Origin of the sequence: Desulfovibrio subterraneus (assembly GCF_013340285.1) — a bacterium.
Lineage (GTDB): Bacteria > Desulfobacterota > Desulfovibrionia > Desulfovibrionales > Desulfovibrionaceae > Halodesulfovibrio > Halodesulfovibrio subterraneus.
In genome coordinates this window covers 1,296,003-1,322,843 of the sequence record NZ_BLVO01000013.1, presented here as the reverse complement: position 1 = coordinate 1,322,843, position 26,841 = coordinate 1,296,003, and the positions used below count along the sequence as shown (strand labels likewise).

The following is a 26,841-nucleotide window of genomic DNA, read 5'->3' as shown; positions in this document are numbered from 1 at the left end:
CTTCGGGGCCGGCCTTTTTTTACAAATTTCATTGCCTTATCATGTCTGCAGTGCATATTCTCCTGTTCTGTCACATTATTACGGTTCACAAGCATGGGAGGCATCATGCGTACTCTTTCCCGTATTTTCATTCTGGCGTTTATGGCCGTTCTGCTTGTGCAGACGCAGGTACTGGCAAAGTCGTTTCATGAGCAGCCCCCCATGACCAATGCTGAGGTGGAGCAGTTCATCAAGGATTTTCCCGGATTCAAACAGTGGATGTATGACAGCAAGCTGAATGCGCAGGCTGCTCGCCCTGTGGTGGATAAGGACGGTAATCCCTCGTTCGTGTGGGACGACACTGTCGCAAAGTGGTTTGAGGGGAAAAGCTGGACCCCTGAGCGCTTTTTCTACACCATGACGCATTGTTCCGCGGCCATTGCGCTCGTGCTGCACGGTGACAAGTTGAGCGGAGCTAACCGCCCGCCTGACATGCCGTATATAAACGATTACGAAATGAATCTGGTCAGGCAGTATCAGGAGCCGTTGATGGACGCACTGAGCGCAAAGGTAAAGAAGACTAACTAGCCAGAACGATCGCAAGATGCACATAACCCCGCCGGTACAAGGCGGGGTTTTTGTTTGGATACGAGATATAGGGGGATAGCCGAGATGAGAAATGGCGTCGGGCCTAAACTTGATAGGACGAACACAGGGCTGGCATAGGCTTGGCCAGCCCCGGTTTTTTGGGGCGGGTCAAAGCGAAAGGAGAGGGCAGAAGTGCCCTGTGCAGATGAATAGAGGACACAAAAAAGTGACCCCCGCCGATTTCTCGGCGGGGGTCTCAAAATGGCGGGGCTGGAAGGATTCGAACCTCCGACCAACTGGTTCGTAGCCAGGTACTCTATCCAACTGAGCTACAGCCCCGTAAAAAATTCAATTGTCTTTCGCGTAAGCGATGTTCCCCGAGGGGATTAAGTGGCGGGGCTGGAAGGATTCGAACCTCCGACCAACTGGTTCGTAGCCAGGTACTCTATCCAACTGAGCTACAGCCCCGCATTTGTTGTCGCGTCTTTGCCGCGCCAACGAGGGAAGGATATAAGGGGGAGTTCCCGAACTGTCAAACACTTTTTCGAAAAAAAATCATATTTGTAACGGCAGGCTATCCGTTAGCTTCCCCGAAAAATCGCAAAAGAGGGCCTGAACGGCGTTTCGCAGAGTCTATAAGGGTGTGTTTTTTGCAGTAACACTCCAATATTATAGAATTTTAATGCGTGATGGGCTTGGGCGGGCGCAGCGGCCATCAAGGTGCGCTCTTTCTGAGGCGGCCCGCCGGTGCGTGAAGTCGTTTCCGGTTTCGGGCGTGATTAGACGTTGGAAAAAATTAGATAATACCTGTTGCGGAAGCGTAATTATTTCGTAAGCAGCTTTGGGGACACAATGAGATTCTTGCCGGTTCCGGGGCGTGAGCGCGCCTGCGGGGCAGGAAAAGGCTGATTTCCTGCGCATGCGGCTTGCATCTGTCCGTGTATGCCAGTAAACACATACCGTTTTCGCAGGACTTGGTGTTCCTGTGCATCTGATGAATGGTGAACTTTTGTCGGCAGGAGATTGCTCCGGCCGGTTGTATGACTGATATAGTATAAGGATGCTTCCCGACGGAGTCGGGGGCAAGTGTAAACGTGATGGATATGACTCTTGAGGAAAAGGTACGGCGGGCAAAGGATCTGCTCGAGGAAACAGCATTGGAGTTCGGACCGGAAAGTGTGGCTGTTGCCTGGACCGGCGGCAAGGATTCCACGGTGTTGCTGCATCTGTGGCGGCAGGTGATGAGGGCCATGGGGCTGACCCGTGTGAGAGCCCTTAATCTGGATACCGGCGTAAAATTTGTTGAGGTGATGGCATTCCGTGATCAGATGGCGTTGTCATGGGACATCGACCTCACCATCGCCCGTCCGGCTGTGGATATGGACACTTTTCCTGTAGCTCAGGATAAGGTGGCGTGTTGTGCCGCTCTGAAAGTGGAGCCTTTGGCACGAGCTGTTAACGAGATGGGAGTGGAAGCCCTGCTGACCGGCATACGCCGCGATGAGCATCCCGACCGCGACAGACCCCATTGTGAGCGTCGGGAAAAACCCGACTGCCTGATGGTGCATCCTCTGCTCGAATTCACCGAGGTGGATGTATGGGCCTACATCATGCAGGAACAGCTGCCGTATTGTTCCCTGTATACGGAAGGATACCGTTCGCTCGGCTGTGTCCCCTGCACCCGCAAGGTGCTGGACGGGAGCGAGCGTGCGGGCAGAGACCCTGACAAGGAATCCCGGCTGGATGCCCTGCGTAGTCTGGGCTACTTTTAGAAACGGATAAGGCCGCCCTCGGGCGGCCTTTGTGTTTGTAGCGGTGAGAATGGCGCACCGTGTGCGTTGCGGGCATCAGACCCGGTCGCAGTATACGCCTTCCATGAATTCTTCAAGCGCATCGTCCATCTGGGCGATGTAGTCGTTGAGTTCGCCTTTCTTCTTGCAGTGCTCGCACTGCATATACACCACCTGACAGCTGCGCACCACGGTAAGCGGATTGCCGCAATGCTTGCATGGTATGGTGGTCTGGGCGCTGCGTGCCCAGCGAGAGCTTCCCCACATAGAGTACTCCGTAAATGGTCTTCCGGGTCGCGGCACAGTATGCGCCTTCGGTCCGATGGGGAGGGCATACAGGATATCGTTCCTATGGGCAACCGCTCCTTGAGCATGGTTTTTCTTGCATATTCCTTTCCATCGTGTAGTGTTGTTACCTGATTCTCGACAGCGGTCTGACCATGACAGGCGCTCCGGCAGGAGGGAAACTGTAATGATGCCGCTGTATAGGGTGACACAGTACACAAACGGAACTTCAAGGAGAAACATATGCTCAGCGATGCGATGAACAAGGCACTTAATGATCAGGTTAAGTGGGAAATGTATTCCAGCTATCTGTATCTTTCCATGTCAGCCTATTTTGCCGATCTCGGCATGGCCGGTTTTGCTCAGTGGATGCGCGCGCAGGCGCAGGAAGAGCTTTTTCACGCCATGCGCTTTTATGATTACATCACCGAGCGCGGTGGGCGTGTGATGCTGCAGCCCATTGATGCCCCCCAGCACGAATGGAAGAATACCATCGATACGTTTGAAGAAACTCTCAAGCACGAGCAGCATGTCACGGCGCGCATCAATAATCTTGCCAACCTTGCGCTGGATGAGCGCGATCACGCCACCTCCATCTTCCTGCAGTGGTTCATCTCCGAACAGGTTGAAGAAGAGGATTCCGTGAAGGATATTCTCGGCAAGCTGCGCATGATTAATGGTGAAGGGCAGGGCATGCTCATGCTGAACACCGAGCTTGGCACCCGCGTGTTTACCCCCCCTGTGGTGAAATAATGATGATGGCCGGGCGCCGCGATACAGCGTGGCGCCCGTTTTTCATGCATGGCAGATAATCGAAGCGAGGCAGCCGTTCCCATGCAGGGAGCAGCAAGCCGGTTACCGTTTCAAGGGAGTCTCATCACTGTGAGTATTCAGAGCAAGCATATTGTCATAGGCGGGGCGGCCGGTCAGGGCCTCGTCACGGTCGGGCAGATGTTGAGCAAGGGCCTGCTCCGGGCGGGATACGAAGTGCTGGTTACGCAGGATTACATGTCGCGCGTGCGTGGCGGACATAATACCTATAACATCCGTACAGGCGTGCGGCCTCTTACCGGTCCGACAGAAGCCATAGACATTCTTGTGGCTCTGAATCAGGAAACCGTGGGGCTGCATAAGGCTGCCATGGCGCAGGGCGGCATGCTCATCCTTGATGAAGCCCTTGACCCTGAAGACGTGCCCGCACTGCGCGTGCCGTTCTCTTCGCTGGCACCCAAGGCGGTGTATCAGAACGTGGCAGCACTGGGCATTCTGTGCAGTGCACTCGGCCTGTCCAAGGATTTCGCCACCCAGCTTGTGCACGACAACTTCGGCAAGAAGGGTGAAGCCGTTGTGGGCCAGAACCTGCAGGTTCTGGATGATGCATACGCATGGGGCCAGACCCACGGTGGGGCCTGTGAAAAGCTGGTTCCTGCCGGGCAGAAACAGCCCCGCATGTTCATCAACGGCAATGAATCCATTGCCTTGGGTGCTCTGGCAGCAGGGGTGAAGTTCTGCTCGTTCTACCCCATGACGCCGGCAACATCCGTGGCGCAGAGTCTTATTACCCACGGCCGCAAGATGGGCGTGTTTGTGGAGCAGGTGGAAGATGAAATCGCTGCCCTGAACATGGGGCTTGGTGCATCATATGCCGGTGCTCCTACGTTGGTGCCCACCTCGGGCGGCGGGTTTGCCCTTATGACAGAGGCCGTAAGCCTTGCCGGTGTCATGGAACAGCCCGTGGTGATTGTTGTGGCCCAGCGCCCCGGCCCTGCAACGGGCCTGCCCACGCGCACGGAGCAGGCAGACCTGAATCTGGTTCTGTATGCCGGGCATGGGGAGTTTCCCCGTGTTATCTTTGCTCCCGGTACCATAGAGGAATGCTTCCATCTTACCCACAAGGCCTTCGATGTATCGGAAAAGTACCAGTCTCCCGTATTCGTGCTCACCGATCAGGAACTCGCCGACAGGTACATGGGCGTGGAACCTTTTGACCTCGGTGCACTGCCGCCTGTGGCAGGTCCGGACCTTTCCGACACGGGTGCTGAATCCTACAAGCGGTATGCGCTGACCAAGGATGGCATTTCTCCCCGCCGCATTCCGGGCTACGGCAAGTCCATCGTGCTTGCCGACTGCCACGAGCATACGGAAGACGGGCACATTACCGAAGATATCAATACGCGTATCGCCATGAACGACAAGCGCATGATCAAGGAAGAAGGCATGCGTACCGAGGTGGTTGCTCCCAAATTCTTCGGGGCGGACAAGCCCGAAACGCTGCTCCTTTGCTGGGGATCAACAGAAGGTGCGGCCCGCGAAGCCGCCGATATGCTGAACGGACAGGGACGCCGTGTGGGCGTGCTGAGCTTCTCGCAGCTGTGGCCGCTTGCACCAGAGCAGTTCATGCCGCTGCTGGAATCCGTTTCTGATGTTGTCTGCGTGGAAGGCAACAGAACGGCTCAGTTTGCCAGACTGCTGCGGCAGGAGACCGGTTTCAAGCCGCACAGGACACTGCTCCGGTACGATGGTCGTCCGTTCACCGCTTCCTACATCATCGGCAAGCTGGCCGAATAGCCTGAGAGGTTCCCATGCTTGATATCAGTATTTATGGCGATTACCACACCTCATGGTGTCCCGGCTGCGGCAACCACGACGTTCTCAAGGCGCTGAAGCAGGCTCTTGCAGAGCTGGACCTTGCGCCGCATCAGGTGGCGCATGTTTCCGGCATCGGGCAGGCCGCCAAGGCCCCGCATTACATTACGCTGAACGGCTTCAACGGACTGCACGGCAGAGGCCTGCCGCCCGCACAGGCGGTCAAGCTGGCCAACCCCGAGCTTACCGTCATTGCGGAAAGCGGCGACGGCTGCAACTATGGCGAAGGTGGCAACCACTTCCTTGCGGCCATCCGCAGGAACGTGAATATCACTCTGCTTGCGCATGATAACCAGATTTATGGCCTCACCAAGGGGCAGGCCAGCCCCACCACGACCGAAGGGCATGTGACCAAGTCACAGCCGGATGGCGTAACCAACGCGCCGTTTAACCCCATTGCCGTGGCTGTGGCCATGCGGGCCGGATTTGTAGCCCGTGCCTTTTCGGGGAATGTTCCGCATCTCGTGGAAATGATTCAGGCCGCTATCCGCTATCCCGGTTTTGCCATGGTTGATATCTTCTCGCCCTGCATCTCCTTCAATAAGGTGAATACCTTCGGATGGTACAAGCAGCGCTGTTACGAAGTCGGCCCCGAGTATGACCCCACCAACTGGGATGCCGCCATGGCCAAGGCCAACGAATTCGGCGAGCGTATTCCCATCGGCATTCTGTGGCGCAACGAGGAGCGCAAGGCTTTGGATGAGCGTGCTGCCGTTTGCAAGAATGGGGCGCTCGGCAAGCAGCCCGTTGATAAGGCAGTGCTTGAAGACATCATGAAGTCATACATCTGATCTGCTGATCTACGATCGGCGGAACTGTCGGTCGTTAGGGAGTGCATCATGAAGAAAATTGCGCTGTTTCCCTTCACGGGCGAGGTGATGTGTTTTGTGCACGTTCTGCTGAACGCTCTGGACATGCACGAGAAGGGCTATGGAGTGAAGATCGTGGTGGAGGGGGCTGCCTGTTCAGTCCTTCCCGCTATAGCGGACAGGCATCACTTCATGCACAAGCTCTACGCTCAGGCAAAGGATGCCGGACTGTTTGTGGGGGCCTGCCACGCCTGCTCTGTGAAGCAGAATGTGGACAAGGCCATTGAAGCCGAGGGCATTCCGCTTATCGGCGACATGCACGGGCATCCATCTATGAGCCAGTACATGGATGCAGGGTATGAGGTCGTAACTTTCTGATCCCTGCCGGCTACTGATTCTGCCGGTTACTGACTCTTTATGAATGAACAAAGGCCGGAAGCGCGAGCTTCCGGCCTTTTCAGGTTAATGCCAAACCCTCGTATTCAGTAAAACCGTATTCCCATTAAGCCGGAACTGAGGTCCAAAAACGGATTTTCATCGCTTATACGAGGTGCAGGAACGTTAGGTTCCTGCCCGGCGGAGCCAAAAAAACAGAAATGACTTTGTCAGCAGTCTGCAAAGTTCTTTTGATTGGATAGCCTTCGGCGTGCAAGAGGGATCAGATGCCCGGCCGAAGCGCCGAAACAGCGGCAACCGCCTTGATGCCCTTTTTCTCACCGGTGAAGCCAAGCTTTTCTTCCGTGGTGGCCTTCACGTTGACCTGTATAGGCTCAAGTTTGAGCAGGCGGCAGATATTCTTCTTGATGTGTTCCTTCCACGGCGCGAGCTTGGGAATCTGCGTAATGACCGTGACATCCACGTTGGTGATGACAAGTCCTGCCAGTGCTGCCTTGTCCGCCACTTCGTTCAGCAGAATGCCGCTGGATATGTTGTCGAACTCGGCCGAGGTGTCGGGGAAATGCTCGCCGATATCTCCGCCGCCGATGCAGCCGAGCAGGGCGTCCGTCAGGGCATGCAGCAGGACATCGCCATCGGAATGCGCCACAACTTCAGGGCCGCCGGGAATGGGAACTCCGCCCAGTTTCATGGGCCGGCCTGCGCCGAAGCGGTGCACGTCATACCCCCATCCTACAACGGGAACCATGGCAGGGGCGGTATTGGTCTGGCTTTCGAGCATGGAAAGATCCTCCGGGTGGGTGATCTTGATGTTGGCGGGTTCGCCTTCCACTATGGCAACGGGAATTCCGGCCTGTTCCAGTACGGAGGCGTCGTCGGTTACCTGCCAGTCTTCTGCGCGGCATGTCTCGTGTGCCTGCTGCAGGACAGAGCGAATGAAGCCCTGCGGCGTCTGAACTGCCCGCAGGGTGGCGCGTTCCGGCGTGCCGGTGACAATGCCGTCATCTACCACCTTGATGGTATCGGTAACTGCGATTGCAGGAATAACGCCTTGCGCGCCGTCTTTCAGCGCATCAAGCAGCCGGTTCACAAGGGCGGGAGTCATGAAGGGACGGGCCGCATCATGCACGAGCACGGTCTGGCATTCGCGGGGAAGGGCGGCAATGCCGTTATACACGGAATCCTGCCTGCGTTTTCCCCCTGCCACGGCAAACCACGGCATGCCGAGGCAACGGAATTTATCCAGCGAAGCCAGTTGTTCTCTGGCAAATTCGAGATCTTCTTCAGGAAAGACGAATACCACGCCCTGCATACGGGCAACGCGCGAAAGCACAACGGCCGAATGCCAGAAGAGGGGAGCTCCCTTCCATTCGATGAACTGTTTCTTTTTGCCGCCTGCAGCGGGGGCAAGTCGGCTGCCGCTGCCTGCCGCAAGGATGATGGACCAGCACTTCATAATATTCCTCGATATATTCCTCGATAGACACGCGGGCGAACGGTGTGCACAAGGTGTCAGCGTGACCGGCATTGATGCAGGTCTGGCCTGCACCGGCTTCCGGAGTGCGCAGTGGCAGCCGGAAATCCGTAAAGGTATCTGGCCGGTGTGCAACTGTCGCAACCGTACTGCGCCCCTGCGCGTAGCAGTAACAAGAAAAAAGGGCGCTCGAGGCGCCCTTTCAAATCCAAAGGAGTCGGACTGTAAGCCGGGTTTTGTCCCCTTTGCAGGGGGGTTATCATTCGTCTAGGATTATGGTTACCCATAACCTCAAGCAACCTACCCGGAAGCAGCGGCCGGGCCGACCTTAAATGCTTCCCTATTTGGTCTTGCTCCGAACGGGGTTTACCTAGCATACCGCGTCACCGCGGCATCTGGTGGGCTCTTACCCCACCGTTTCACCCTTACCACAGGCGAGCCTGTGGCGGTTTGCTTTCTGTGGCACTTTCCGAAGATCACTCTTCCTGGGGGTTACCCAGCGCTCTGCCCTGCGGAGCCCGGACTTTCCTCTCCGGACCGTGAGGTCCGCAGCGATAACCCGTCCAACTCCGAAAATGATTACTGATCTTCGCCGAATACCATTTCCTTCGCGGCCGGAGCCGGAGTAGGAGCAGGACATTCGCTGAAGTGTTCGCACCAGTAGATGAGACGCTGGCAGTTGGGGCAGCTCAGAATCTGGTGACCCTTCTGCAGTTCGATGAAGCTCTGGGGCGGAATGGCAATGTGGCAACCGTTGCAGACACCGGTGTCAACGGAAACGATGACGGGGTTGTCCAGGCGCTCACGGATGAATTCGTAACGGCTCAGGATGGGAGCGGGCACTTCCTGACAGGCGGTGGCGCGCTTCCGGTTGAGCTGGGCAATAACCTTGTTGGCTTCGTCGATGCGTTCCTGCAGGCTGGCCTGCTTTACTTCCAGCTCGCTCTTGAGGGAAAGGTAGCTTTCGTCCAGTTCCTGCAGACTGCTCTGCTGGCGGGCCAGTTCTTCTGCAAGAGCTATCTTTTCTTCTTCACGCAGACGGTTAACCTTTTCAAGGTTGTCCATTTCGCGCATCATGGCGTGGTATTCTTTGGTGTTACCCACGAGCATGAGCTTGGACTTGCTCTTCTTCACCTTGAGGGCGTCGTTTTCGATTTCACCGCCAAGGCGCTTTTCCTGCTCCTTGAGGTGCTCGATCTTTTCGAGGATGCGGTTGCGCTGTTCGTCGAGAACATTGAAACGTTCCTGCAGGCCTTTGACTTCGCTGGGGGCATCCTGAAGTTCGCGCGCAATTACGAGAATTTCATCGTCGACCCTCTGCAGGGCTACAAGCTGTTCGATCTGTTTCAGATACAGGCTCAAGGTTTTTCCTCCTGAACAGTAACCCTTCCGGCCGTACCGGGGCAGGGGTAAAATATCGTTTAACGTGCGCCTGTTACGGCAAGGCGCATGGGGTCCTGCGCGGGCAGGTAAAATATCTGTAGGTCAGGCAGCGATTCGCCGAGCTGCATGGCAAAGCGCCGCATCATCTCTTCTTCAAGGCTGAAATGCCCCACGTCTATCAGGCAGCCAATGGCATCAAGAGCGCTGTGATACTTCACATCGCCGGTGATGAAGACATCCGCTCCCATGCGGAAAGCGGTGTCAGCGAGGCTGCTGCCGGAACCGGTGCAGTAGGCCACTGTAGAAACAGTACCGGGCACATGGCCGCTGGTGACCCAATAATCACGTTCCACCACGTTGGCAAGCGTATCACAGAACCTGTCGTAGGTCATCGGTTCCGGCAGGGTGCCGATACAACCGAACCCGAGCAGAGCTGCAGGCTTTTGCGTTGGGCAGGCGAGAAAAACCGGTACTTCGCCAAGCTCGTTGGCAATGCGGGCCCGCAGAGCGGAAGCCTTGTCCTGCAGGCAGGTCACACGTATCAGGTCGCCGTTTCTGATGGCGTTCTCCACCCCTTCTTCCGCTGCCCATGCCGTGAGAAGCTGCATGTCGAACGCGGCAGGCGCGGTAAAGGCAAAGGACTCTATCTCGAAGAGGCGGGTGGGTTCAACGAGTTTGCGTTCTTCAAGCGCAAGCTCGTCTGCCAGCCAGCTTACCGGTCCTTCCGGATTGGCATCCAGCGTCGTATGGGCACTGTAGAGCCAGACCTTGCTTTCTATGAGCGCCGCCACGGTGCGGTAATGATCGTCAATGGAGTCGAGAAAGCGGGGCTTCATGGAAAGCGGGTGGTGGGTGAGGATGAAATCCACCCCAAGCGCAAGGGCTCGTTCCACCGTATCCAGAGTGGGGTCCAGCGCGACAGCCACAGAGCGCACGGAATGTCGTCTGCCTGCCACCTGTACGCCGCACTTGTCCCACGAGGCTGCCCCTGCGGGAATGGCGGTTTGCTCTATGGCGGCAATGAGTTCCTGCGCTTTCATGGTCTGCCTTAAAAAAACAGGCGCTTCCGCGAACAAATCCGATGAAAGCACCTGTGTTCCGTTTGCATCGTGCACACAGCCTGTGCTGTGCCGATGAGCAAAAAATGGTGGGCCCAGCAGGATTTGAACCTGCGACCTGCCGGTTATGAGCGGGCAGAGGGCGACCTTTCTGCATTTTCCAGTTGTTAGCTAACTCAGTAATTTCGGGCTTTTCTGCTGTTTTGCTATTTGCTAAGAGTATCTCTGTTTTGCGGATAAATCCGTTTTTGGGTAGCAGAGAGGGTAGCAAAATGGGAGCAGCGAAACGCGAAAGAACTAGATTCCCCGGCGTGTATTTTCGTGAGTCTTCATCACGTAAACATCAAGGCCGAGCGGACGTGTGCTATGACATAACATACAAGGTTGGGTCAAGGAAAGTGTTTGAAAAGGTCGGCTGGAAATCTGAAGGGGTTACGGCTGGCTATGCAAAGCAGGTGCGAGATGACCGGCTGCGCGAGTTGCGGCAGGGTGGAGTTGTCACCAGGACACAGAAGCTGACCTTAGACCAGGCGTTTGAAATGTACTGTTCCAGCCATCTTGCGGCCACGGATTCTGAGCGGCGGGTGCGGTCCATGTATTCGGCTGTGGTATCACCTGCGTTCGGGCATATGTACTTAAGCCAGATTTCCACCCGCAAGCTGCAGGAGTTTGTGACCGGCCTGCACGATGTGGCCCGGCCTGCGACGATCCGCCATTACATCGGCATCATCAAGACGGTATATAATATGATGCGGACGTGGGGCGAGTATCTGGGGCCTTCTCCCGTTGAGGGCGTTGTTATGCCTTCTGTGGACAATGACCGCACGCGCTTTTTGACGCAGCAGGAAGCAGCCATGCTGCTGGATGAACTTTGCTGCCGCAGTGTGGATACGGCGAGGATTGCCCTGTTGAGCCTGCATACCGGCATGAGAGCGGGAGAGATATTTGCGCTTCGTGGTGAGAACGTGAACATGAACGAGGGTATTATCCATATTGTTGACCCCAAGAGCGGGGTAAGCCGTGTGGCGTATATGAGCGAACGGGTGCGGAGAATGATGGAAGCCATACAGCCGGTGCCGGGACAATGGGTTTTTCCGGCACGCCATGGCGGCCAGCGGGCCGAGGTCCCCGATACCTTTGAGAGGGCTGTGGCTGATCTGGGGCTGAACTATGGCATAGAGGATGCCCGGGACAAGGTGGTGTTCCACACCTTGCGGCATACCTTTGCTTCATGGCTCATAAGTGAAGGTGCGGCCATAAAAGCTGTGCAGGAGCTGATGGGCCACAGCACCATAAAAATGACCGAGCGCTATGCCAAGCTTGCGCCGGACAAGCGCAAAGACGCCGCGCGGTTGCTGAACATGCTGAACTAGGCTGTAGGCAAAAAGAGAGCCCGGCACCTGCGAAGGTGTCGGGTTTTTTCAGTTTGTGGCCGCTTGGCTAGGATTCGTAAACCTTGACGCGGTTCTTTTCCATGTAACGCAGAATGTCTTCGTGTTTGTAGAAGACGCTGCCGCCGATCTTTACGTATGCGGGTGGCAGGCCCTGCATGCGGCGCTTGTTCAAGGTTCCTTCGCCAATTCCATAACATGCTGCGGCTTCTTTTACCGTGAGGCTTGGTTTTGCCTTCAGTTTGGCAAGATAGGCTGCATCCGCAAAGGCTGCGGTTGCACCACGTTCCACAGCGGCGAGGTATTCTTCTTTTGTAACTTCCATGATGCTGTCCTACTGGGTGATGCTTTCGGCCCGCGACACAGGTTTGGGGTGTGGGTGTCGCGGGCCGGTGGTGTGGGGGATCGCTTATGTACGCTGTGGGGCGGGTCCGGAAAGCCCGCCTGTGGGTGTTCTCAGGAGTTATTCAGGAGGTCCCCGCAGCAAGGGGGACAGCCTGTTCCGGGCAAGCTCCACAGTGTGCATCTGTGGTCTTGTATATGACAAAATTTCATCATAAGCAATATGTAAGGTATGAAAAAATGGCATATCAAAGTGCGGGAAATGACCATTGGTTCAGATCAGGTGGCGGGAGAAAGAACAGATAGAGGTGAGAACACAATGACGAAGATTGAGATCGTGGAAATGATTGAAGATGTGATAGCTGCTCTTTCTTGTTGTGAACAGATCGCAGGCGGCGGGGTAGATGTGATCCTTGCGGACCAGACGGTGAAGCTGCGCAAAGTGTCTGGGGCAATCGAGTGTTTGCCGGAGACGACGGAAGAGTAGCCGTTAAAAAAGCCCGGGGTTCCGGGCTTTATGCGTTTTCTTCGTTGCGAATGGCTGTTTGCAGCAAGAGCATTGGCAGCTCAATGCCAAGAATGCCAGCTATTTTGTAGCACTCATCCAGGCTGAGCTTGCGTGTTTTTCCCTCGCCTGTCGGGTTTCGAACCTTGGCCCATTGTCGCGGGCCATCATCCGTTTCAAAGAGGCGCTTGCCAAACTCCCGGTGTGAGAGGCCTTGCTTTTCGAGGACTCGGCACACTTCTTTTACGAATTCACGTTCCATGCTGATTGCTGCTTTCATATGACCATCATGATGTTTTTTTGTCACTACAAATAGTGCTATTTTCCCATTGACGCTATATGACAAAATTTCATATGCAGTGAGACATGAGAAACGCACAACCTCTCTACCGAAGGAACCTTCAGATCCTTCTTGCCGTTCATGGCAGTTACTCGGAGATCGCAAAGGCGATTGGTGTTGACCGGGCCTATCTCTATCGGAACAAAAATGCGCCATCTCGCAAGCTTCAGAGCCGTGTTGCTTGTGAGGCCGGGCTCATTCGTCTGCGCGAGTTCATCAAGCTGGCCCGGGCCGAGTTTCACATAAGCGATGCAGACGCGCAGCGTCTTATGCTCAGCATCAATGCCCAGCTGGCCGAGCGCCTTCCTCCCTAGTTCCTGGTAGGTGTGCTTCTCATTTCAGGGTCGATTTTTATCATCAACATATGTGTTTTTTCAGGAGGATAGACACGATGGCTATGCAGCAGCATGAACGCGAGATGTATGTTTCCTTAGATAGGGTCCGTCAGTCACTTGTCGGGCTTGATGCCGTAGACGCCTTTAAGCTGGCCTGGGAATGCTCCGGCAAGCAGATGCCTGAGATTATGCGGGAAATGGGATGGACGGAATATCATGCAAAGCGGGTGTTCGGCACTGAACGCTATTTCCCGACTTTTGAAGACCTGCCGCAGTTCTGCAACGTAGTGGGCAACACCATCATCATCCAGTGGCTGCAGGTGCAGGCCATGAACTATGGCATAGCCCCCAAGCATGTTGATGTGGATTGTGCCGAACTGGTGAAGCGCATGGCCGAACTTTTTGGCGAGATGAGTGACGTGGGGCAGGAGGCATCTGCCGCCATTCAGGATGGCAAGCTCGAACCCAAGGAGCTGCGCCGCATAATCCGCGAGCTGAACGATGTGGTGGACCGCAGCATGGCACTTATTGGCGACCTGCGAGTGCTCGAGCGCACCACGAAAGAAGAGGGGGTGCACAATGGCTAGACCCAAGCGACCACAGGCTGTGCAGATTATGGAGATGGCGGTGGTGGCCAGAGTAGATACGGCCACGCCCTATATGCAGCAGATAGTGGAATATATCCGCGCGCTGGAAGAGCACGCCGACAGGCAGGATAAGGCCATTGGCTATCTGCATTCGGTTCTGGAATCGGGCGGCGCCCCCACGCGGGATGAGCAGGCCACGGTGCGTTTTGCGGCGCAGGTGATAATCGGCGGTGAGAATATGGGGACGGTGCAGTAATGAGTGGTTTTGACATTCCCGCACGCGATGTGGTGCAGGCGCTTCTTGCGGATCCACGCTTTCAGCTCAAGGAAAGAGGGGGCTATCTTCGCGGTGGCCCCTGCCCGGGCTGCGGCAGGAACGAGTTGTTTATCTCCATGGAAAAGCCGTGGGTGATGAAGTGCAGCCGCGCGAACAAATGCGCCTGGGAAGAGCCGGTGCGCGAATTGCTGCCGGAGCTGTTTGAGAACTTTGTAGACCGATACCCGCCCACCGAAGCGGAGCCGGACCGCACGGCCAACGTGTATCTTGGCATGAACCGCGGCTTTGACCTTTCCAAGATCCGCGGATGGTATGACCAGGGCACGTATCAGTATCCGCATTCCAGCTACTTTACGCCCACGGTGCGCTTCTATCTGGACAAGGAGAAGAACGTCTATTGGCAGCGGCTTATCAAGCCCCTTGCCGATGCCCAGAACAAGGGCAAGGCGCGCTTTAACGGGGATTACAAGGGTATGGTCTGGGCCCCGCCCACGCTGACCATAGAAAAGGGCGACCGTGTATTCATTGTAGAAGGCATCTTCCACGCCATTGCGTTGTATCATGTGGGTATTAAGGCCGTGGCTGCGCTTTCCAGCTCGAACTTTCCGGATGCCTTTATCGAGGCGCACAGGGATAAGAAGGTGTGCTGGGTGCTGGCGCTGGACGGCGACAAGGCCGGAGCTGATTACACCAAGCGCCACGCAGCCAAGTTGCAGGTGCTGCAGCAGCGTTATGAGGTCTGCCGCCTGCCCGGAAAGCAGGATTGGGATGACCTGTTCCGTGCCGGCAGGATAACGGACAAGTTTATCAGCGACTGCATGTATTATGGCCGCCTGTTCATGTCGGAAACGGCCAACGAGAAGGCCTATCACTATTACGTGCGGCACGAATCCAAGTATTTCATCATCGACTTTGAGAATCAGCTCTATCGTGTGGAGGCTGGCCAGAAACTTTCTGAGGCATTGGAAACGGCCGCCATTACCCGCAGGAACAAGGCAGAAGAAGAGGGCGATGAAGACGGCGCCGCAAAGGAGAGCATAGCGGCCCTTCGCCGGGCCATTCTGGAATCGCCGCGCGGTTGGGATATGTTTCTGCAGCATGCTGATCTGGACCAGATTGCCAACGTGTATCCCGAATGCCTCTATCATGAGGCGGATGAGCTGGTGGAGTCCAAACAGTTCTATGTGTTCCGCATCAACTATCCCAGAAAGGCCCCTGTGATCGTGAAGCTGGAAGGCACCTACCTTACTTCCAGTCTCAATTTTTCATCTGCGCTCATTAACAAGGCGCCGTGGGCGGAGTTTTCCGGCACCAATGGCGACTTCCTCTATCTGCGCAAGAAGTGGATGGACATTGCACAGGACCGGAATATCCGCATGGTGCAGTATATGGGTTATGTGAAGGCCCTGAATGCCTATGTGTATGAGAACAGGGCCTATCATAAGGGAAAAGAGATTCCCTTGAATCAGGATGGATTCTTTCAGGTGGGCAAGCATGGGGTGCGCCCGCATTTGCGTGGTGTGCACATTCATACAGACGGGGCTTTTAATCCGGACTGGCTTGAGGATTACATTCGCGTATTCCACTGGCAGGGGCTTGCACTGCTGGCCTTCTGGCTTGGGTCGCTCTTTGCGCAGCAGATACGCGAAGCACAGAAGTCGTATCCCTTCTTTGAGCTGACAGGTGAGCCGGGGGCGGGCAAGTCTACCGTGCTTGAGTTTTTGTGGAAGTGCTGCGGCCGTGATGACTATGAAGGGCTGGATCTGCTCAAGGCTACCGATGCCGGACGGCGACGCGCCTTTAGCCAGCTTTCTAACCTGCCTATCGTGCTTATTGAATCCGACCGCGACGATGGCCGCAAGGATGGCCGTTCACGCCAGTTTGACTTTGACCACTGCAAAGCCTTTTACAACGGCCGCGGCACCGGAGCCCGAGGGGTGAATAATAGTGGCAACGAGGTGGATGAAAGCCTTTTTCAGGCTTCTCTGGTTATTGCCCAGAACGCGGAAGTGGGCGGCTCTGATGCCCTGCTTGAGCGTATTGTGCACTGCCATGCAGACAAGCACCATCACGGCAGCGGGACGCGTGAACTGGCCCGTTGGTTCGAGCGGCAGACGGTTGAATCCGTAGGCGGTTTTTTGCGTACTGCGCTGCGTTCTGAGCAGCGGATTCTGGAAGTGTACTTTGCCGCCTTTGAGCGCTTTGAGCGCCAGTTCACGCCGCATATCAAAAGCGAGCGCGTGAACAAGAACCATGCACAGGTGGCAGCGGCAGGGGCCGCGCTTTCTGTTCTCTTTCCGCAGATGACTGAGCAACGTGTTGCCCTGCTGGGCGACTATCTTATGGAGCGGGCCCAGACGCGCATGGAAAGGCTTGCTTCTGACCATCCGCTTGTTGAGGACTTCTGGGAAACCTTCCACTACCTGAACAGCGAAACCCGCACCCGCAAGCACGGTTGGCTGAATCATTCCAAGGATGAAAACCTGATTGTGCTGCACCTCAAAGAAGTGGCCGCCGCATGCCGAGATGAGGGACTTCCTGCGCCTGATCTGCTGCAGCTCAAACGCCTGCTCATGCATTCCAACAAGCATAAATTGGTGGCCAAGAACAAGACCTACCGTAGCCGATGGACTGGTGCTAGCGCCAGATATTGGCATTTTTCATCATAACATAGTCATTTGTAATGAAAATCGCGCGCATATGCGTGCGTTCGCATGTTGGAGGAAAAAGTCTATGGATCATATTGCAAAAAAAAGTCACAGAAGTCACAAGTAGTAAAAATGTTATCTATTCATATGAAATTATATGAGAAAATGTGTGACTTTTTTTATGTCACAAAATGTCACGGCGTGACTTAATTTTGTGGCAAAACCCTGTTTTTATAACTTGCTGAAAGGACAGTATAAGTCACAAAGTGTGACATGTTGTGACAAATAAAAAGTCACACGAATTCGTCTTTATAATCAGTGTGTTGAGATAGAAAAAGTGCCGTTTTTTCGAGTGTGACATACTAGTGATTTTAGGCTCCATAGAGAGGAGTCATGCGCAACTCACCCCGCGTTACGTTCCCTTGCGCTCTGGCCTGTGCGATGCTGGCGGAGTGGAGGGGAATGTGTCCAAATGGTTTGACCCAATCAATGCGCTGGCCCGCCGTGGGGTGCGGGTGCGGCTTTGCCGGGCGAATGCTGAGCCTTATCTGATGGTGCTGTATGAAAAGCGCTATCGTGACAGGCAGGAAGAGAAGACTGTCCAGCGGTGGGTGGATAAGGTGCTTTCCCGGTATCGCCGTCTGGTATGGCTGCAGCTGGAGCTTGCCGAAGGGCCAGAGGCGTATCGCCCCGTTCAGTGGCTTGTGGCTCATGGCTATATAGAGGTGCGGGAGGGGCGGTATTGGATGGGGAAGAGGTGAAGAGGGAGTGAAAAACCCCCGCCATGGAATGTGGCGGGGGCTTTGTTGTGCCAATGTGCTTCCAGAAGGTTGTGGAAACACATTGGCGGCAGGCTGTCTGTCGTCTAGGTTCCTGCAAATTAGGTTTGGCTCAGCAATATGATGCTGGCAGGGGGCGCTGGTTGAGTGCTTTACGCATCTTCTTCACATTCGCTGCTTGTTTGGATGTACGGAAAGAATTCTCTGTCCTGGGTGAGGATGTGATCCCGAACCATCTTAATCACCAAGAGATTGAACAAGTCGCCTGCGGTTGCTTCATGTTTTTGGAACTTGGCGAGAACTGACCGCACCTCTTGAATGAGGGCATAGTGGGACTTGGTGTGAGCCTCAGCGTCGGGATATTCTGATTTGTTGAAGATCGTAGATTCATCCCTAAAATGGGTGGTCATATGCTCTGTGAGTTCGTGTGCGATTTCAGATACCTTGGTATCGGGTTGTCCTGAAACAATTGCTTCTAGCAGGCTTTTGCAGATAGCGAAGAGGTTCTTGTGTTGCGTGTCGATAGAGATGTGGCCCGATTCGTATTCGCTGTTCCAATCCAAATGGATAAATGATGGAGGCGCGACGGCTGCGGATTGTGGGGTATTGCTCTGTACTACATAGTTTATGACCTTGTTGCGGCCACATCTTTTTGCTTCATACAGCGCTTCGTCAGCCCTTTTCAGGAGCTCATCCAGTGGGAGCTTGGGGGTGGTGAACGTTGCCAATCCAATGCTGATGGTGAAGCGCACCGTGCCTTTTTCTGTTTCAACGGCAAGTTCCTCAACGTGCTTTCGCATACGCTCGGCAAGCGTGCTGGCTGCTAAAGGGCCAGCGTTAAGAAGCAGAGCTCCAAACTCTTCTCCGCCTATGCGGCCAAAAACATCCACCTGCCGCAGAGATCTGCTGCACTCTTTGGCCATTACACGCAGAACCTCATCGCCTATGCCGTGCCCGTATGTATCGTTGATGTTTTTGAAGTGGTCTATGTCGATCATCATGACGGCTTGAGGTTCATGGAACCTGTTGCCTCTCACTACTTCTCGGGTCGCAAGATTCATGAAGTGGCGTCTGTTAAATACTTTTGTAAGCTCATCTTCTCTCGCTTTGGTTTCCAGTTCCATTTCAAGAGTTTTTTGTCTTGTTATGTCTTGTATTTGCGATATGAAAAAGCGAGGGGAGCCATCTTTGTTTTTTACCAAAGATACGCTGAGCAGTATGTGGACGATATGTCCCTGTTTGTGAAAATAGCGCTTTTCAAGCTGGTATGTTTCAATTTCTCCAGCAAGTAGCTGGTGAACAAGTCTCAGGTCTTCATCAAGATCATCTGGGTGGGTTATATCTTGAAAGGTTTTGCTCATCAGCTCGTCTTGGGAATAGCCGATTATATTGCACAGCGCCTTGTTGACCTTAAGCCAGCCCCCCTCGAGCGATACAATAGCCATGCCAATTGCCGCATAATGAAAAGCACTGGAAAATAATATGTCGTCCGTTTCGAATAATCCGCTCACTGAAATGTCCCCATTATGAAGTTGACCCAATCAACTTCGTTCTCCCGTTTGAAGATTTGACAATATGCATGCTGGCTATGGAGGCAATCCCGCAATTGCCCCACAGGGGTATACTAGGGATTCTTCAATTTCATCATGAATGAAAGCAGAGTTCTTAATAACTGTCCACAAGTCTAACGGCTCGTTGGCTGGTAGGGGAATAATTATTTAAAATATTGATAGTATCAACGTAATTTCATTTGAAATTCAAATGAGAGAGAGGGTGAGAAATAGGTCAACCGCAAGAGTCTTGAGTTTTTAAAGAGGGGGAATTGCGGCTGCCGTGCCTGCTGTGCGGGTGGCTTTCGCCACTTTTGGGGAGAGGCAGGGTGTTTTGCATTTTTCGATGGCCTAATATCGATTCCCTAATTGCGCTGCGATGCTCTTCAGTATAACAGTGCTCACATTGATATGTTAAAAAGTCATACTGAGCGCTTAAGGTGCCGGCGTGGTTGTGGTGTGGCCGGCATTGAGGAGGGGGAGCGTGTTTGGGGTTGCTTCCGACTGTCATAAGACGCGGCGTTGGCGGCTGCTTGAGAACCTGAAGATTCGGGCAGCCATGCTAATGGCCGTGCTGGCCTTGGTGCTGATCTGGACGCAGTTGTATGTGCTGCATGATGATGGCGCAGGGGCTGGCTATTGCGCTGGCCTTGTGACCGAGCTGCTTGGTGTGGCCATTACCATTCTGGTTATTGATATTGTTCTTGAGCGGCAGGAGCTGCGGCGCGATGTGCGGCGGCTTGCCGATGAGCTTTTGTATCAGGCGGATTTCATCGTCTGGATCTGGCTTGGCGGTGACAGGGTATTCAGCCTTGCCGAGCTGGAATGTCTGCTTGAGAGCGTGTCGGATGACGATGCGCTGCACCACACCACGGAAACGTTATTCCAGAACTTGGGCAATGAGGCCGCCAAGCGCATGCGCACGCATAAGGATGTGGTGGATTCCAACATCCATCTTTGCGATGGCGTGCGGCTGCTGGCCCAGCTGGCAAATATTCGGGTTGGTTCTGGCGCGAGCCGGACAACGCCATCCCAGATTGGGGTGATTGTGTCTGGCGCGGTTCGCGCGTTTGATAAGGTGCTGTGCTACCGCGAAACGGAAGGTGCAGCCAATGGCAGGTATTTGAAGGGTAAGCGCAGTGATGTTGCTGCGCAGCGGTTTCGGTGTAGTGGGGAGTTGGGCTAGATTTTGTTCGATAATATGAGCAGTGCTTGGAGAAATTATGATGATTCTGGGCGTGTGTCCTAGTGCAAACTCTGCAATATGGGTGTTGATTGATAAGGGTAATAATAATGTGTCTGAAGTTGGGAAGATTGATTATCCAGCAACAAAAGATGAAAGTCAGAATTTGATAGATGTTTTAGAATATTTGAAGACATTTGTTGTGGATAAAAAAGTTGAATTGGTGTGTGTGCATAAAGCGACTGGAGGGCTTCATGGTGCATCAGGGATGCGATTTAAAATAGAAGGTGTTATTCAGATTTGTTGTCGGATTCGTGGGGTAGGGTGCAGCCTTGTGTCGGTTCAGATAAAAAAGCAGCATGTGAAATTTGAAAAGGAAAATGGAAATGATATAAGTATCGTGCTGGGGAATGGCGCAGTTCTTTCATCTCAAGGTAAAAAAGATGCCGCGTTGATCGCTTGGCTGGGGGCGTAAAATGGCTGATGAAGAGGTCTGTCGTTTGCTGAATGATGCTGGAAAGTACCGTATTGAGGATGAAATTTTTGAAGGGAGAAATGCTGATTCGTTCAAGGCACACCATCTTCATTTGGGGCGCGATGTTTTTTTAAAGGTTTATTGGGTTGGAGACGAGCTTGCAGATATTTTTGCAGAGCCTCAGTTGTTGGTTACTGCTACGGCTAATGAAGGAGGTTCGGACTATATTGTGAGAGTGTTGGATGCTGAGAAGCTTGGAGGCGATTATGTCCTGTTTGCAACCGAATGGATTGAAGGGGGGAGTCTTAGTGCAAACGTGGCAGATAAATGTTTGTCGCAGTGTCAAGCCGTCTCTATTGCGAAGGGCGTATTGCAAGGGGTGAGCTTTCTCCATCGAAATGGTTTTGTTCATCGTGATCTTAAGCCCGGCAATATTTTGGTTGCTTCAACGGCGGCAGGGTTGCAGCCTAAGATTTGTGATTTTGGTTCGATGGCTCGTTTGCCTGAGGGAGGGCAGCGGGTAAGGGCCTCGAGAAATAGCGCCTTGTATCTTCCTCCAGAGGGTAATGGTGATGACGGATTTTATACTGTTCGATCCGATGTTTATCAGGTTGGATTGCTTCTCGGGGAAATGGTCAATGGGCAATTGCCATATGATGAGAACTCCTATCTTGATAGAGAATCGAGAAGAGAGATTAGGGAATGCGGTGGTGAGTGCCTTGATGACTTGAATGGTTTTGATCGATCGCAGATAGTATCGAGATCCATTGCTCGAAAGGCGCAACGTAGGCAGGTATTATCATTGGTTCAGGAGCAGCCGTATTATGATGTAAGGCTGAAGAGGATTGTGAATAGGGCAACTGCTCCTGATCCGGCCCTGCGATATGGTACGGCGTTAGAGATGTTGACTGCCTTAAATAATCTTTCGTGTCCTGATTGGTGCACTTGTGAGGATGGCTTTTTGGCGCTTGGGTGGCGTGGTTATGATTGGAAGATTGTAGAAATTGTTCGGCGTGGAGTGGTTCAGGGGTATTCTGTGAAGAGGTCAAATCTCGGGGCTGGTTCTTTTAGGGGAAGAGGAGTGCAGTCGCCGCGGCTTGCTGATGTATTTCAGGCTGTAAGGGATGGAGTTTAAGGAAGGTAGTTTAACGAGGTTGGGTGATCATGGGGTTCGACGTAAAAGCAGAAGTAAAGCTGGATGCAACCAAGTCTGCAGAGCTTGCTGCAGAAGGTTGCGTAAAAGGCAGTAATAAGCTCTTTGAGCTTTGTTTTGGTAAGCGTATGGCTGATAATATCCGCTATGCCGCGTTGACTGCCGCGCAGACTGAAAGAGATCTTCAGTCCGTTCTTTCTGGCGAAGCTGAATTTCGAGATGGTAATATAGTACCTGTCACACTTCCTTCAGTTGGTAATCTATTGCTTGATGCGGAGCGCCAGCAGGAACTTGAGAATTTGCATGCCAACTTGAAGATTGCTTATCACGAGCTTGAAAGCGTTCCCGACGATGAAATTTCGGATAGAGAGGTTGGTTCGGATTTCTTCGCTCGTTGGCGACGAGAGGCGAAAGTTATTGGTGAGAGTGATCTTCAGTTTATTTGGGGGAAGGTTCTTGCAGAAGAAATTAGGAGTCCTGATTCGATAAGCTATCGTACATTAGATGTGATCAAAAACTTAACCAAGCGTGAAGCAGAAGTTTTTCACAAGGCGTCTGGTTATATTTTTAATAAGCATGGTGTTGTCATGGTTGAAGGAAAGACTTCTGTTACTTATAACGATATTGTTGTTCTTTCTGAATGTGGACTTGTTGTGCCTGGCGTAAATGGTACGATGGCCACGTTTAGCGATGCAATTTTTTATGAAGGTAAAAAGGGCTGTTTCACTAGGTTTGAAGGGTGTGTTTTTGTTCTGTTAGGTGAGCAGCGTATTAGTATTGCTTGTAGCTTGCTTACTGAGGCTGGAAAGCAGTTGTATAATATTATTGATAGAAAGATGATGAGAAAAGAAGATTTTGTTTTTGTTGCAGGTGCAATGAAAGTGCAAAGAGGTGATAAAATATCAGTAAGAGTTTTGCCGTTGGTTGATGAAAATAGAGTTGATGTCTCAAATTTGTATTTCGCAGGGGAGGTGTAGATAACATTTTGCTTTTTCTACTTCTGCGTGCTGCTTGCTTTGCGAATGATTTTGCCCCGACATCATAACGATGCCGGGGCTTCTTTTTACTTGTCTGGTCGCACCCCCATGCGGATGCGTAGGTCCAGCCATGCGTTCTTTTTTGAGATTGCCAGAATGACAAAGGCGAGTATCGCCAGGCCGAAAACGCAGAGTGCGAAGGTTAGGGTGTCCAACTCTAGGATTGCTCCTTGCGCTGTTCCGGTGGGCGTACTAAAAAGACAATTGCTAGGTTGCGTCTTAGTGCGCTGCCGGAAGGGTTGGTTGAGGTTTACGTGGCCGCAATCGGCCCTTTCTCTTTTCGAAGAACATTGGGAGGATAACCAATGGACAGGACTTTGTCCTATTTTTTGAAATATTCTAGATTGTCTGTGACCTCATGAGGTTAAGAGGGAAGCTGTGTATGGTGAGAGGTGTTAATATGGTGAGCTTGACGTGGGTTGCGGGAGAAGAGTGTTTCTGATTAATGATGACGCCCTAGAGAGGCTGTTCCGACTTGTCGTAGGCAGCTTTTGTTTTTTAATAATCTGATAGTGTGGGCAAAATTTTTGAAGTTATATGTCGTCGCTAGATGGTGGTTGTCAGGTTTGAGACGGAATTCATTCTTTTATCTCCCTGCTTATTCTCTCTCTTCCTTGACACCCACCCCAATCATCCCACATACTTCCCACTAGGTGCTAGTCACACCTATGTTTCCACCAGCGGTCCCCGCTCCCGTCAGAAGTGGTTTTTTTGCGTCCTGTGTGCAGGCTTTGGCCTGCGCTTGTTGGGGGATGCAGGTTTTGCCATATCTACGCCATTTTTGGTCGGGAGTTCGGAGGCTATAAAATACCCGTAAGGGGAAATCCTCCAGCCGTCTGGTGGCGGTGACTAGCTCCCGGCCTCTTTTTTTTCTGAGGGGCCAATTAGTCAAAACCCACCAGAGGAGGTGCCCCATGGCACAGACCCAGACCAACACCCCAACCCCTTTCTATTATGCGGACGAGCTGCGAGACGTGGCATCGTTGATTGATCTTGTCGTTGCCGGCGGCGGTGTGGATTCGCACAGCGCTGCAATGCTTGGCGACGTAATAGACAAGATTCTTGAATGCGCGAACTATGTAGAGAGGAGGGTGGACGCATGAAGAACTGCTCTAACATCCCAGAGGTTGCCCTGCAGCTGTATGAAATCTCATACGGCCTGCGCTTTGTTTGCTCGGCCCTGCAGGATGGCTCGTCCGATCTGCTTGGCATTCTGCGCCTGATGCACGAGCGGCTGGAAGACTGCGCCGCCAGTCTGGATGATCTGCCGCCCGATCTGGCCTGCGTTCCGCTCCGCAAGGGATAGGGTGGCGTTGAGAGTGTGATGAAAAGACGATGAAGAAATGAAGAAGCCCCGCCGGATTCGGCGGGGCTTTTGTTATTTATCGGTATCCTGTTTATCGGATTTGCTTGTGCAGTTTTTAGCAGCAGTAGTGATGGTTGCTAGAAAGTCGATGGGGTGTGGGGCTGAGTATGTTTTGGAGTGGAGTGGGCTAAAAATGTGCCTAGAGAACTCGTCGAGGCTTCCGTGGGTTGAGTCTGCAAACTTGGTGAATACTTGAACGAATCGGCAGAGAGCTGATCTTATCTCGATTTGAATGTATTCATCCCGAGCTGTGTAGTAGTTTTGTAGCGAAATCCTAAAGAAATATATCAATAACATATCAAGTATCAATATTGAGTATGGTATGTTTGACCATATAGAGCCGTTTTCAGTAGCCGCATTAAGTGTTGCTTGGCCTTTGATGGCTGATGTGCAGGTTGCTATGGCAAGCAGCATGGCAATTGCTATTGTGATGAATAGGGATGTAGTTTTTTCTTTTGATTTCGAATTTTTTAGTTTTTCGAAAGCATCAGCAAGTAATTCATAATTTTGATCTTTTATTAACTTGAATTCAGAAATTATTTCATTTGCTGAAACTGATTCATTTTTTAGTTTTGTTGATATTGCTTCATATTCTTCTGTTAATTCATTTTTAAATTTTGTTATAAATTCATTGATACTAGTCGTATTATGTTTTTTTATGTTGAGTATTAATGTTTTTATGTCAAATATTTTGCTGTTATAATTTGTTAGTATGTTACTTTTTGTTATTATGTTGTTGTTTTTTACATATTCGATAAGTATTAGTTCGCTAAGTACAGATTCTTGTGCTATATATATTCTAATTTCTGATATTATTGACATCAATCCTATTATATAATCGCTTTTTTCAAGTTCTATTACAAATTGCTTGTTTGTTGGTGAGTATAAATTATGACTCTTTTCTTTTGAATCCAGAGATATTATTAGAGAATTGTATATTTGTGGAAATAATTCAATAATTTGTTTGTGGTTATCTATGTTTAATTCAGCTGTTTTTCCAAAGTTGATTATAATATCTCTTTTAATTTTATCTTCATTTGATAATTCGTTGTTGTTATGTTTTGTTATGTCGTACGTTTTTGATTTTGATATGATATTTTGTAATTCTTCTGTGTGGTTGGTGTCCATTTTATATCTCTAAGTACTTATCCAAACAATTGTCCCTGCATCGCAGGCGTTACTTCCTGAATCCTCTGTCGCAGCGCATCCGGCAAATCCAATGCCGAAGGCGAAAGGGTATGCGAGAACTCCATATTCACCACAAAGGTATGCCCACATTCCGGATTGCGGCAGCAGCAATAGAGCTGTTTGAGCGTATCAGAAACTTCTTTGCTGGATTCTATGGCGGCCTTTGTGCCGCACTTGCAGCACCTAACTAAAACCTGTCTCATTGTGTAACCCTCATGCAAAAGACACTATTGCCCGTCCGATACGGTGTCAATCGTTCTATTCTTCTGTTTCTTCGGGGAGTTCCCAATCAATATGCAGTGCGGGCTTAAGCACCGCATTCACGTCTTTGAGCAGGGTGCGCACCGGCGCAATCTCGTTTTTTTCATACACCTTGTCGAACTTCTCTATATCGCCGAATCCCGCTGTATTGGTGGGTATTACGTTGGCCATAATGGGCGGTATTCTGTGCGCGGCAATAATGTCGTCGCGCGATATGTTCTTGATCTTTTCCAGCTCATCCTTGCTGGAAAAATCCCCCACGGGCAGAATCTGCACGGCCTTGGCCTCGCCGCCGGGAATGTGCAGATACATGTTGCGAAAGTTGCCCAGCCCCTTGGTGCCTTCTATGGCTTTTTGTATGCGGTCCTGCGCTTCTTCTTCCAGATCTGCCCCGCTGGTGTAGAACACATAGCCCATATGCGCGCCGTTTTTGTAATATCTGCGGCGAAAGAGCGTGGCGTCCTCGTTTAGCAGCATGCTTTGAATGGCGCCCAGATAGCGGGGCTTGCCGTATATGGTCTGGGCCACATCGTAGTTTTTGAAGTGGAACACCTCGGCCTCTTCAAACCTGTGGATCTGGCCGTTTTCCAGAATCAGGCCATAGCGGCCCGGTTCTTTCAGGCGGCGCATGTTTATGGCTGGCAGATGGCTTGCGCGCACCACCTCGCCATAGCCGTTGCGATGCAGGCGCATGTAGGCGTTTGCGAACACGGTAAAGTCCGTGGCCACGGCGTCCATGTCCTTGCGGGCAACCGCGGGCGATGCCTTGAACCCGCGCATGACCATGAGCACTTTGAATTCCAGCAGCGGGCCGTGGTAGGCGTTGGCATAGAGCAGGCGTGCAAGGCCGGTGAACGGCACGGGTGTCTGGTAATAGGTGCCGTTGTCCACAAGATACACCCCGAGCGAATCCATATACTGGTGGCCGTCGAGCACGGGCTGCGGATCGCCGAAGCTGAACGATGCAATGCTGCGCGGGGCCTGATGGGTGCTGTGCTTTTTCTTTTTCTTCATGC

Annotated in this window: 29 protein-coding genes, 2 tRNA genes and 1 other RNA gene; 19 read left to right on the top strand and 13 right to left on the bottom strand. The window is 52.5% G+C overall.

Annotation, left to right across the window (positions count from 1 at the left end; translation table 11 throughout):
• The first annotated feature begins 105 nt into the window (after positions 1-105).
• Positions 106-567 carry a hypothetical protein gene (locus HUV30_RS13005; RefSeq protein ID WP_174405857.1) on the top strand — a complete coding sequence of 154 codons (462 nt, stop codon included), beginning with the start codon at positions 106-108 and terminating at the stop codon, positions 565-567.
• A 262-nt stretch (positions 568-829) separates the two neighbouring features.
• On the opposite strand, the gene HUV30_RS13000 is transcribed toward HUV30_RS13005, so the two are convergent.
• A tRNA-Arg gene (locus HUV30_RS13000) sits at positions 830-906 on the bottom strand.
• Positions 907-958: 52 nt separating this feature from the next.
• A tRNA-Arg gene (locus tag HUV30_RS12995) sits at positions 959-1,035 on the bottom strand.
• A gap of 629 nt (positions 1,036-1,664) precedes the next feature.
• Here HUV30_RS12995 and HUV30_RS12990 point away from each other — a divergent pair.
• Positions 1,665-2,339, top strand: a complete 675-nt coding sequence (locus tag HUV30_RS12990; RefSeq protein ID WP_174406195.1) for a phosphoadenosine phosphosulfate reductase family protein — start codon at positions 1,665-1,667, stop codon at positions 2,337-2,339.
• Positions 2,340-2,414: 75 nt separating this feature from the next.
• Here the strand turns inward: HUV30_RS12990 and HUV30_RS12985 are convergent, their stop codons facing one another.
• On the bottom strand, positions 2,415-2,624 hold the full coding sequence (locus tag HUV30_RS12985) for a dual CXXC motif small (seleno)protein (protein ID WP_174405856.1): 210 nt from the start codon (positions 2,622-2,624) through the stop codon (positions 2,415-2,417).
• Between the two features lie 261 nt (positions 2,625-2,885).
• Here HUV30_RS12985 and HUV30_RS12980 point away from each other — a divergent pair, with 261 nt between their 5' ends.
• The 4 genes from HUV30_RS12980 to HUV30_RS12965 all read left to right on the top strand — a co-directional run bounded on the left by HUV30_RS12980 (position 2,886) and on the right by HUV30_RS12965 (position 6,475).
• Positions 2,886-3,395, top strand: a complete 510-nt coding sequence (locus tag HUV30_RS12980) for a ferritin (RefSeq protein ID WP_174405855.1) — start codon at positions 2,886-2,888, stop codon at positions 3,393-3,395.
• A gap of 129 nt (positions 3,396-3,524) precedes the next feature.
• Complete coding sequence (locus HUV30_RS12975) at positions 3,525-5,210, top strand: 2-oxoacid:acceptor oxidoreductase subunit alpha (RefSeq protein ID WP_174405854.1); 1,686 nt, start codon at positions 3,525-3,527, stop codon at positions 5,208-5,210.
• A 14-nt stretch (positions 5,211-5,224) separates the two neighbouring features.
• On the top strand, positions 5,225-6,079 hold the full coding sequence (locus HUV30_RS12970; RefSeq protein ID WP_174405853.1) for a 2-oxoacid:ferredoxin oxidoreductase subunit beta: 855 nt from the start codon (positions 5,225-5,227) through the stop codon (positions 6,077-6,079).
• A 48-nt stretch (positions 6,080-6,127) separates the two neighbouring features.
• A complete protein-coding gene (locus tag HUV30_RS12965) occupies positions 6,128-6,475 on the top strand; it encodes a cytoplasmic protein (protein ID WP_174405852.1) in 348 nt (115 codons plus the stop codon).
• Positions 6,476-6,755: 280 nt separating this feature from the next.
• Here the strand turns inward: HUV30_RS12965 and ispD are convergent, their stop codons facing one another.
• The 4 genes from ispD to HUV30_RS12945 form a co-directional block, all read right to left on the bottom strand.
• A complete protein-coding gene (gene ispD, locus HUV30_RS12960; protein ID WP_174405851.1) occupies positions 6,756-7,949 on the bottom strand; it encodes a 2-C-methyl-D-erythritol 4-phosphate cytidylyltransferase in 1,194 nt (397 codons plus the stop codon).
• 227 nt (positions 7,950-8,176) lie between these two features.
• An RNA gene (gene rnpB, locus HUV30_RS12955) (RNase P RNA component class A) lies at positions 8,177-8,538 on the bottom strand.
• Between the two features lie 8 nt (positions 8,539-8,546).
• On the bottom strand, positions 8,547-9,329 hold the full coding sequence (locus HUV30_RS12950; RefSeq protein ID WP_174405850.1) for a zinc ribbon domain-containing protein: 783 nt from the start codon (positions 9,327-9,329) through the stop codon (positions 8,547-8,549).
• A gap of 59 nt (positions 9,330-9,388) precedes the next feature.
• Positions 9,389-10,390, bottom strand: a complete 1,002-nt coding sequence (locus HUV30_RS12945) for a Nif3-like dinuclear metal center hexameric protein (protein WP_174405849.1) — start codon at positions 10,388-10,390, stop codon at positions 9,389-9,391.
• A gap of 416 nt (positions 10,391-10,806) precedes the next feature.
• Here HUV30_RS12945 and HUV30_RS12940 point away from each other — a divergent pair, with 416 nt between their 5' ends.
• The gene (locus tag HUV30_RS12940; RefSeq protein WP_174405848.1) at positions 10,807-11,781 is read left to right on the top strand and encodes a tyrosine-type recombinase/integrase; all 975 of its coding nucleotides are present in this window, start codon (positions 10,807-10,809) and stop codon (positions 11,779-11,781) included.
• Between the two features lie 67 nt (positions 11,782-11,848).
• Here HUV30_RS12940 and HUV30_RS12935 read toward each other — a convergent pair whose 3' ends face one another.
• On the bottom strand, positions 11,849-12,124 hold the full coding sequence (locus HUV30_RS12935; RefSeq protein ID WP_174405847.1) for a helix-turn-helix domain-containing protein: 276 nt from the start codon (positions 12,122-12,124) through the stop codon (positions 11,849-11,851).
• Positions 12,125-12,373: 249 nt separating this feature from the next.
• On the opposite strand from HUV30_RS12935, the gene HUV30_RS12930 reads away from it, so the two are divergent.
• Positions 12,374-12,628, top strand: coding sequence for a hypothetical protein (locus HUV30_RS12930; protein ID WP_174405846.1), 255 nt, complete (start codon positions 12,374-12,376; stop codon positions 12,626-12,628).
• Between the two features lie 28 nt (positions 12,629-12,656).
• Here HUV30_RS12930 and HUV30_RS12925 read toward each other — a convergent pair whose 3' ends face one another.
• The gene (locus HUV30_RS12925; RefSeq protein ID WP_174405845.1) at positions 12,657-12,926 is read right to left on the bottom strand and encodes a hypothetical protein; all 270 of its coding nucleotides are present in this window, start codon (positions 12,924-12,926) and stop codon (positions 12,657-12,659) included.
• 86 nt (positions 12,927-13,012) lie between these two features.
• On the opposite strand from HUV30_RS12925, the gene HUV30_RS12920 reads away from it, so the two are divergent.
• The 5 genes from HUV30_RS12920 to HUV30_RS12900 all read left to right on the top strand — a co-directional run bounded on the left by HUV30_RS12920 (position 13,013) and on the right by HUV30_RS12900 (position 17,594).
• Positions 13,013-13,300, top strand: coding sequence for a hypothetical protein (locus HUV30_RS12920; protein ID WP_174405844.1), 288 nt, complete (start codon positions 13,013-13,015; stop codon positions 13,298-13,300).
• A 77-nt stretch (positions 13,301-13,377) separates the two neighbouring features.
• A complete protein-coding gene (locus tag HUV30_RS12915) occupies positions 13,378-13,908 on the top strand; it encodes a phage regulatory CII family protein (RefSeq protein WP_243452172.1) in 531 nt (176 codons plus the stop codon).
• A complete protein-coding gene (locus tag HUV30_RS12910) occupies positions 13,901-14,164 on the top strand; it encodes a hypothetical protein (protein ID WP_174405843.1) in 264 nt (87 codons plus the stop codon). Before HUV30_RS12915 ends, HUV30_RS12910 begins: the two co-directional genes overlap by 8 nt.
• Positions 14,164-16,854: a toprim domain-containing protein gene (locus HUV30_RS12905; protein WP_174405842.1), complete on the top strand. Its 2,691-nt coding sequence runs from the start codon at positions 14,164-14,166 to the stop codon at positions 16,852-16,854. The genes HUV30_RS12910 and HUV30_RS12905 overlap by 1 nt, the downstream gene beginning before the upstream one ends.
• Before the next feature lie 443 nt (positions 16,855-17,297).
• Positions 17,298-17,594, top strand: a complete 297-nt coding sequence (locus HUV30_RS12900; protein ID WP_174405841.1) for a hypothetical protein — start codon at positions 17,298-17,300, stop codon at positions 17,592-17,594.
• Between the two features lie 170 nt (positions 17,595-17,764).
• On the opposite strand, the gene HUV30_RS12895 is transcribed toward HUV30_RS12900, so the two are convergent.
• Positions 17,765-19,123, bottom strand: a complete 1,359-nt coding sequence (locus tag HUV30_RS12895) for a diguanylate cyclase (protein ID WP_174405840.1) — start codon at positions 19,121-19,123, stop codon at positions 17,765-17,767.
• Between the two features lie 523 nt (positions 19,124-19,646).
• Between HUV30_RS12895 and HUV30_RS12890 the strand changes: the two genes are divergently transcribed.
• The 6 genes from HUV30_RS12890 to HUV30_RS12865 all read left to right on the top strand — a co-directional run bounded on the left by HUV30_RS12890 (position 19,647) and on the right by HUV30_RS12865 (position 24,316).
• Positions 19,647-20,348: a hypothetical protein gene (locus tag HUV30_RS12890; RefSeq protein ID WP_174405839.1), complete on the top strand. Its 702-nt coding sequence runs from the start codon at positions 19,647-19,649 to the stop codon at positions 20,346-20,348.
• Positions 20,349-20,385: 37 nt separating this feature from the next.
• Positions 20,386-20,820 carry a DUF3010 family protein gene (locus tag HUV30_RS12885; RefSeq protein WP_174405838.1) on the top strand — a complete coding sequence of 145 codons (435 nt, stop codon included), beginning with the start codon at positions 20,386-20,388 and terminating at the stop codon, positions 20,818-20,820.
• Between the two features lies 1 nt (position 20,821).
• The gene (locus tag HUV30_RS12880) at positions 20,822-21,955 is read left to right on the top strand and encodes a serine/threonine-protein kinase (protein ID WP_174405837.1); all 1,134 of its coding nucleotides are present in this window, start codon (positions 20,822-20,824) and stop codon (positions 21,953-21,955) included.
• 29 nt (positions 21,956-21,984) lie between these two features.
• A complete protein-coding gene (locus tag HUV30_RS12875) occupies positions 21,985-22,950 on the top strand; it encodes a DUF2806 domain-containing protein (RefSeq protein ID WP_174405836.1) in 966 nt (321 codons plus the stop codon).
• Between the two features lie 974 nt (positions 22,951-23,924).
• The gene (locus HUV30_RS12870; protein ID WP_174405835.1) at positions 23,925-24,113 is read left to right on the top strand and encodes a hypothetical protein; all 189 of its coding nucleotides are present in this window, start codon (positions 23,925-23,927) and stop codon (positions 24,111-24,113) included.
• Positions 24,110-24,316 (top strand): hypothetical protein, encoded by a 207-nt coding sequence (locus HUV30_RS12865; protein ID WP_174405834.1) that lies wholly within the window; start codon positions 24,110-24,112, stop codon positions 24,314-24,316. Before HUV30_RS12870 ends, HUV30_RS12865 begins: the two co-directional genes overlap by 4 nt.
• 72 nt (positions 24,317-24,388) lie before the next feature.
• On the opposite strand, the gene HUV30_RS12860 is transcribed toward HUV30_RS12865, so the two are convergent.
• Genes HUV30_RS12860 through HUV30_RS12850 form a run of 3 tightly spaced genes read right to left on the bottom strand, consistent with a single transcriptional unit; the run spans position 24,389 to position 26,839 of the window.
• On the bottom strand, positions 24,389-25,504 hold the full coding sequence (locus tag HUV30_RS12860; protein ID WP_174405833.1) for a hypothetical protein: 1,116 nt from the start codon (positions 25,502-25,504) through the stop codon (positions 24,389-24,391).
• 17 nt (positions 25,505-25,521) lie between these two features.
• Positions 25,522-25,767 carry an Ogr/Delta-like zinc finger protein gene (locus HUV30_RS12855; protein WP_174405832.1) on the bottom strand — a complete coding sequence of 82 codons (246 nt, stop codon included), beginning with the start codon at positions 25,765-25,767 and terminating at the stop codon, positions 25,522-25,524.
• 55 nt (positions 25,768-25,822) lie between these two features.
• On the bottom strand, positions 25,823-26,839 hold the full coding sequence (locus tag HUV30_RS12850) for a phage portal protein (protein WP_174405831.1): 1,017 nt from the start codon (positions 26,837-26,839) through the stop codon (positions 25,823-25,825).
• Between the last annotated feature and the right edge of the window lie 2 nt (positions 26,840-26,841).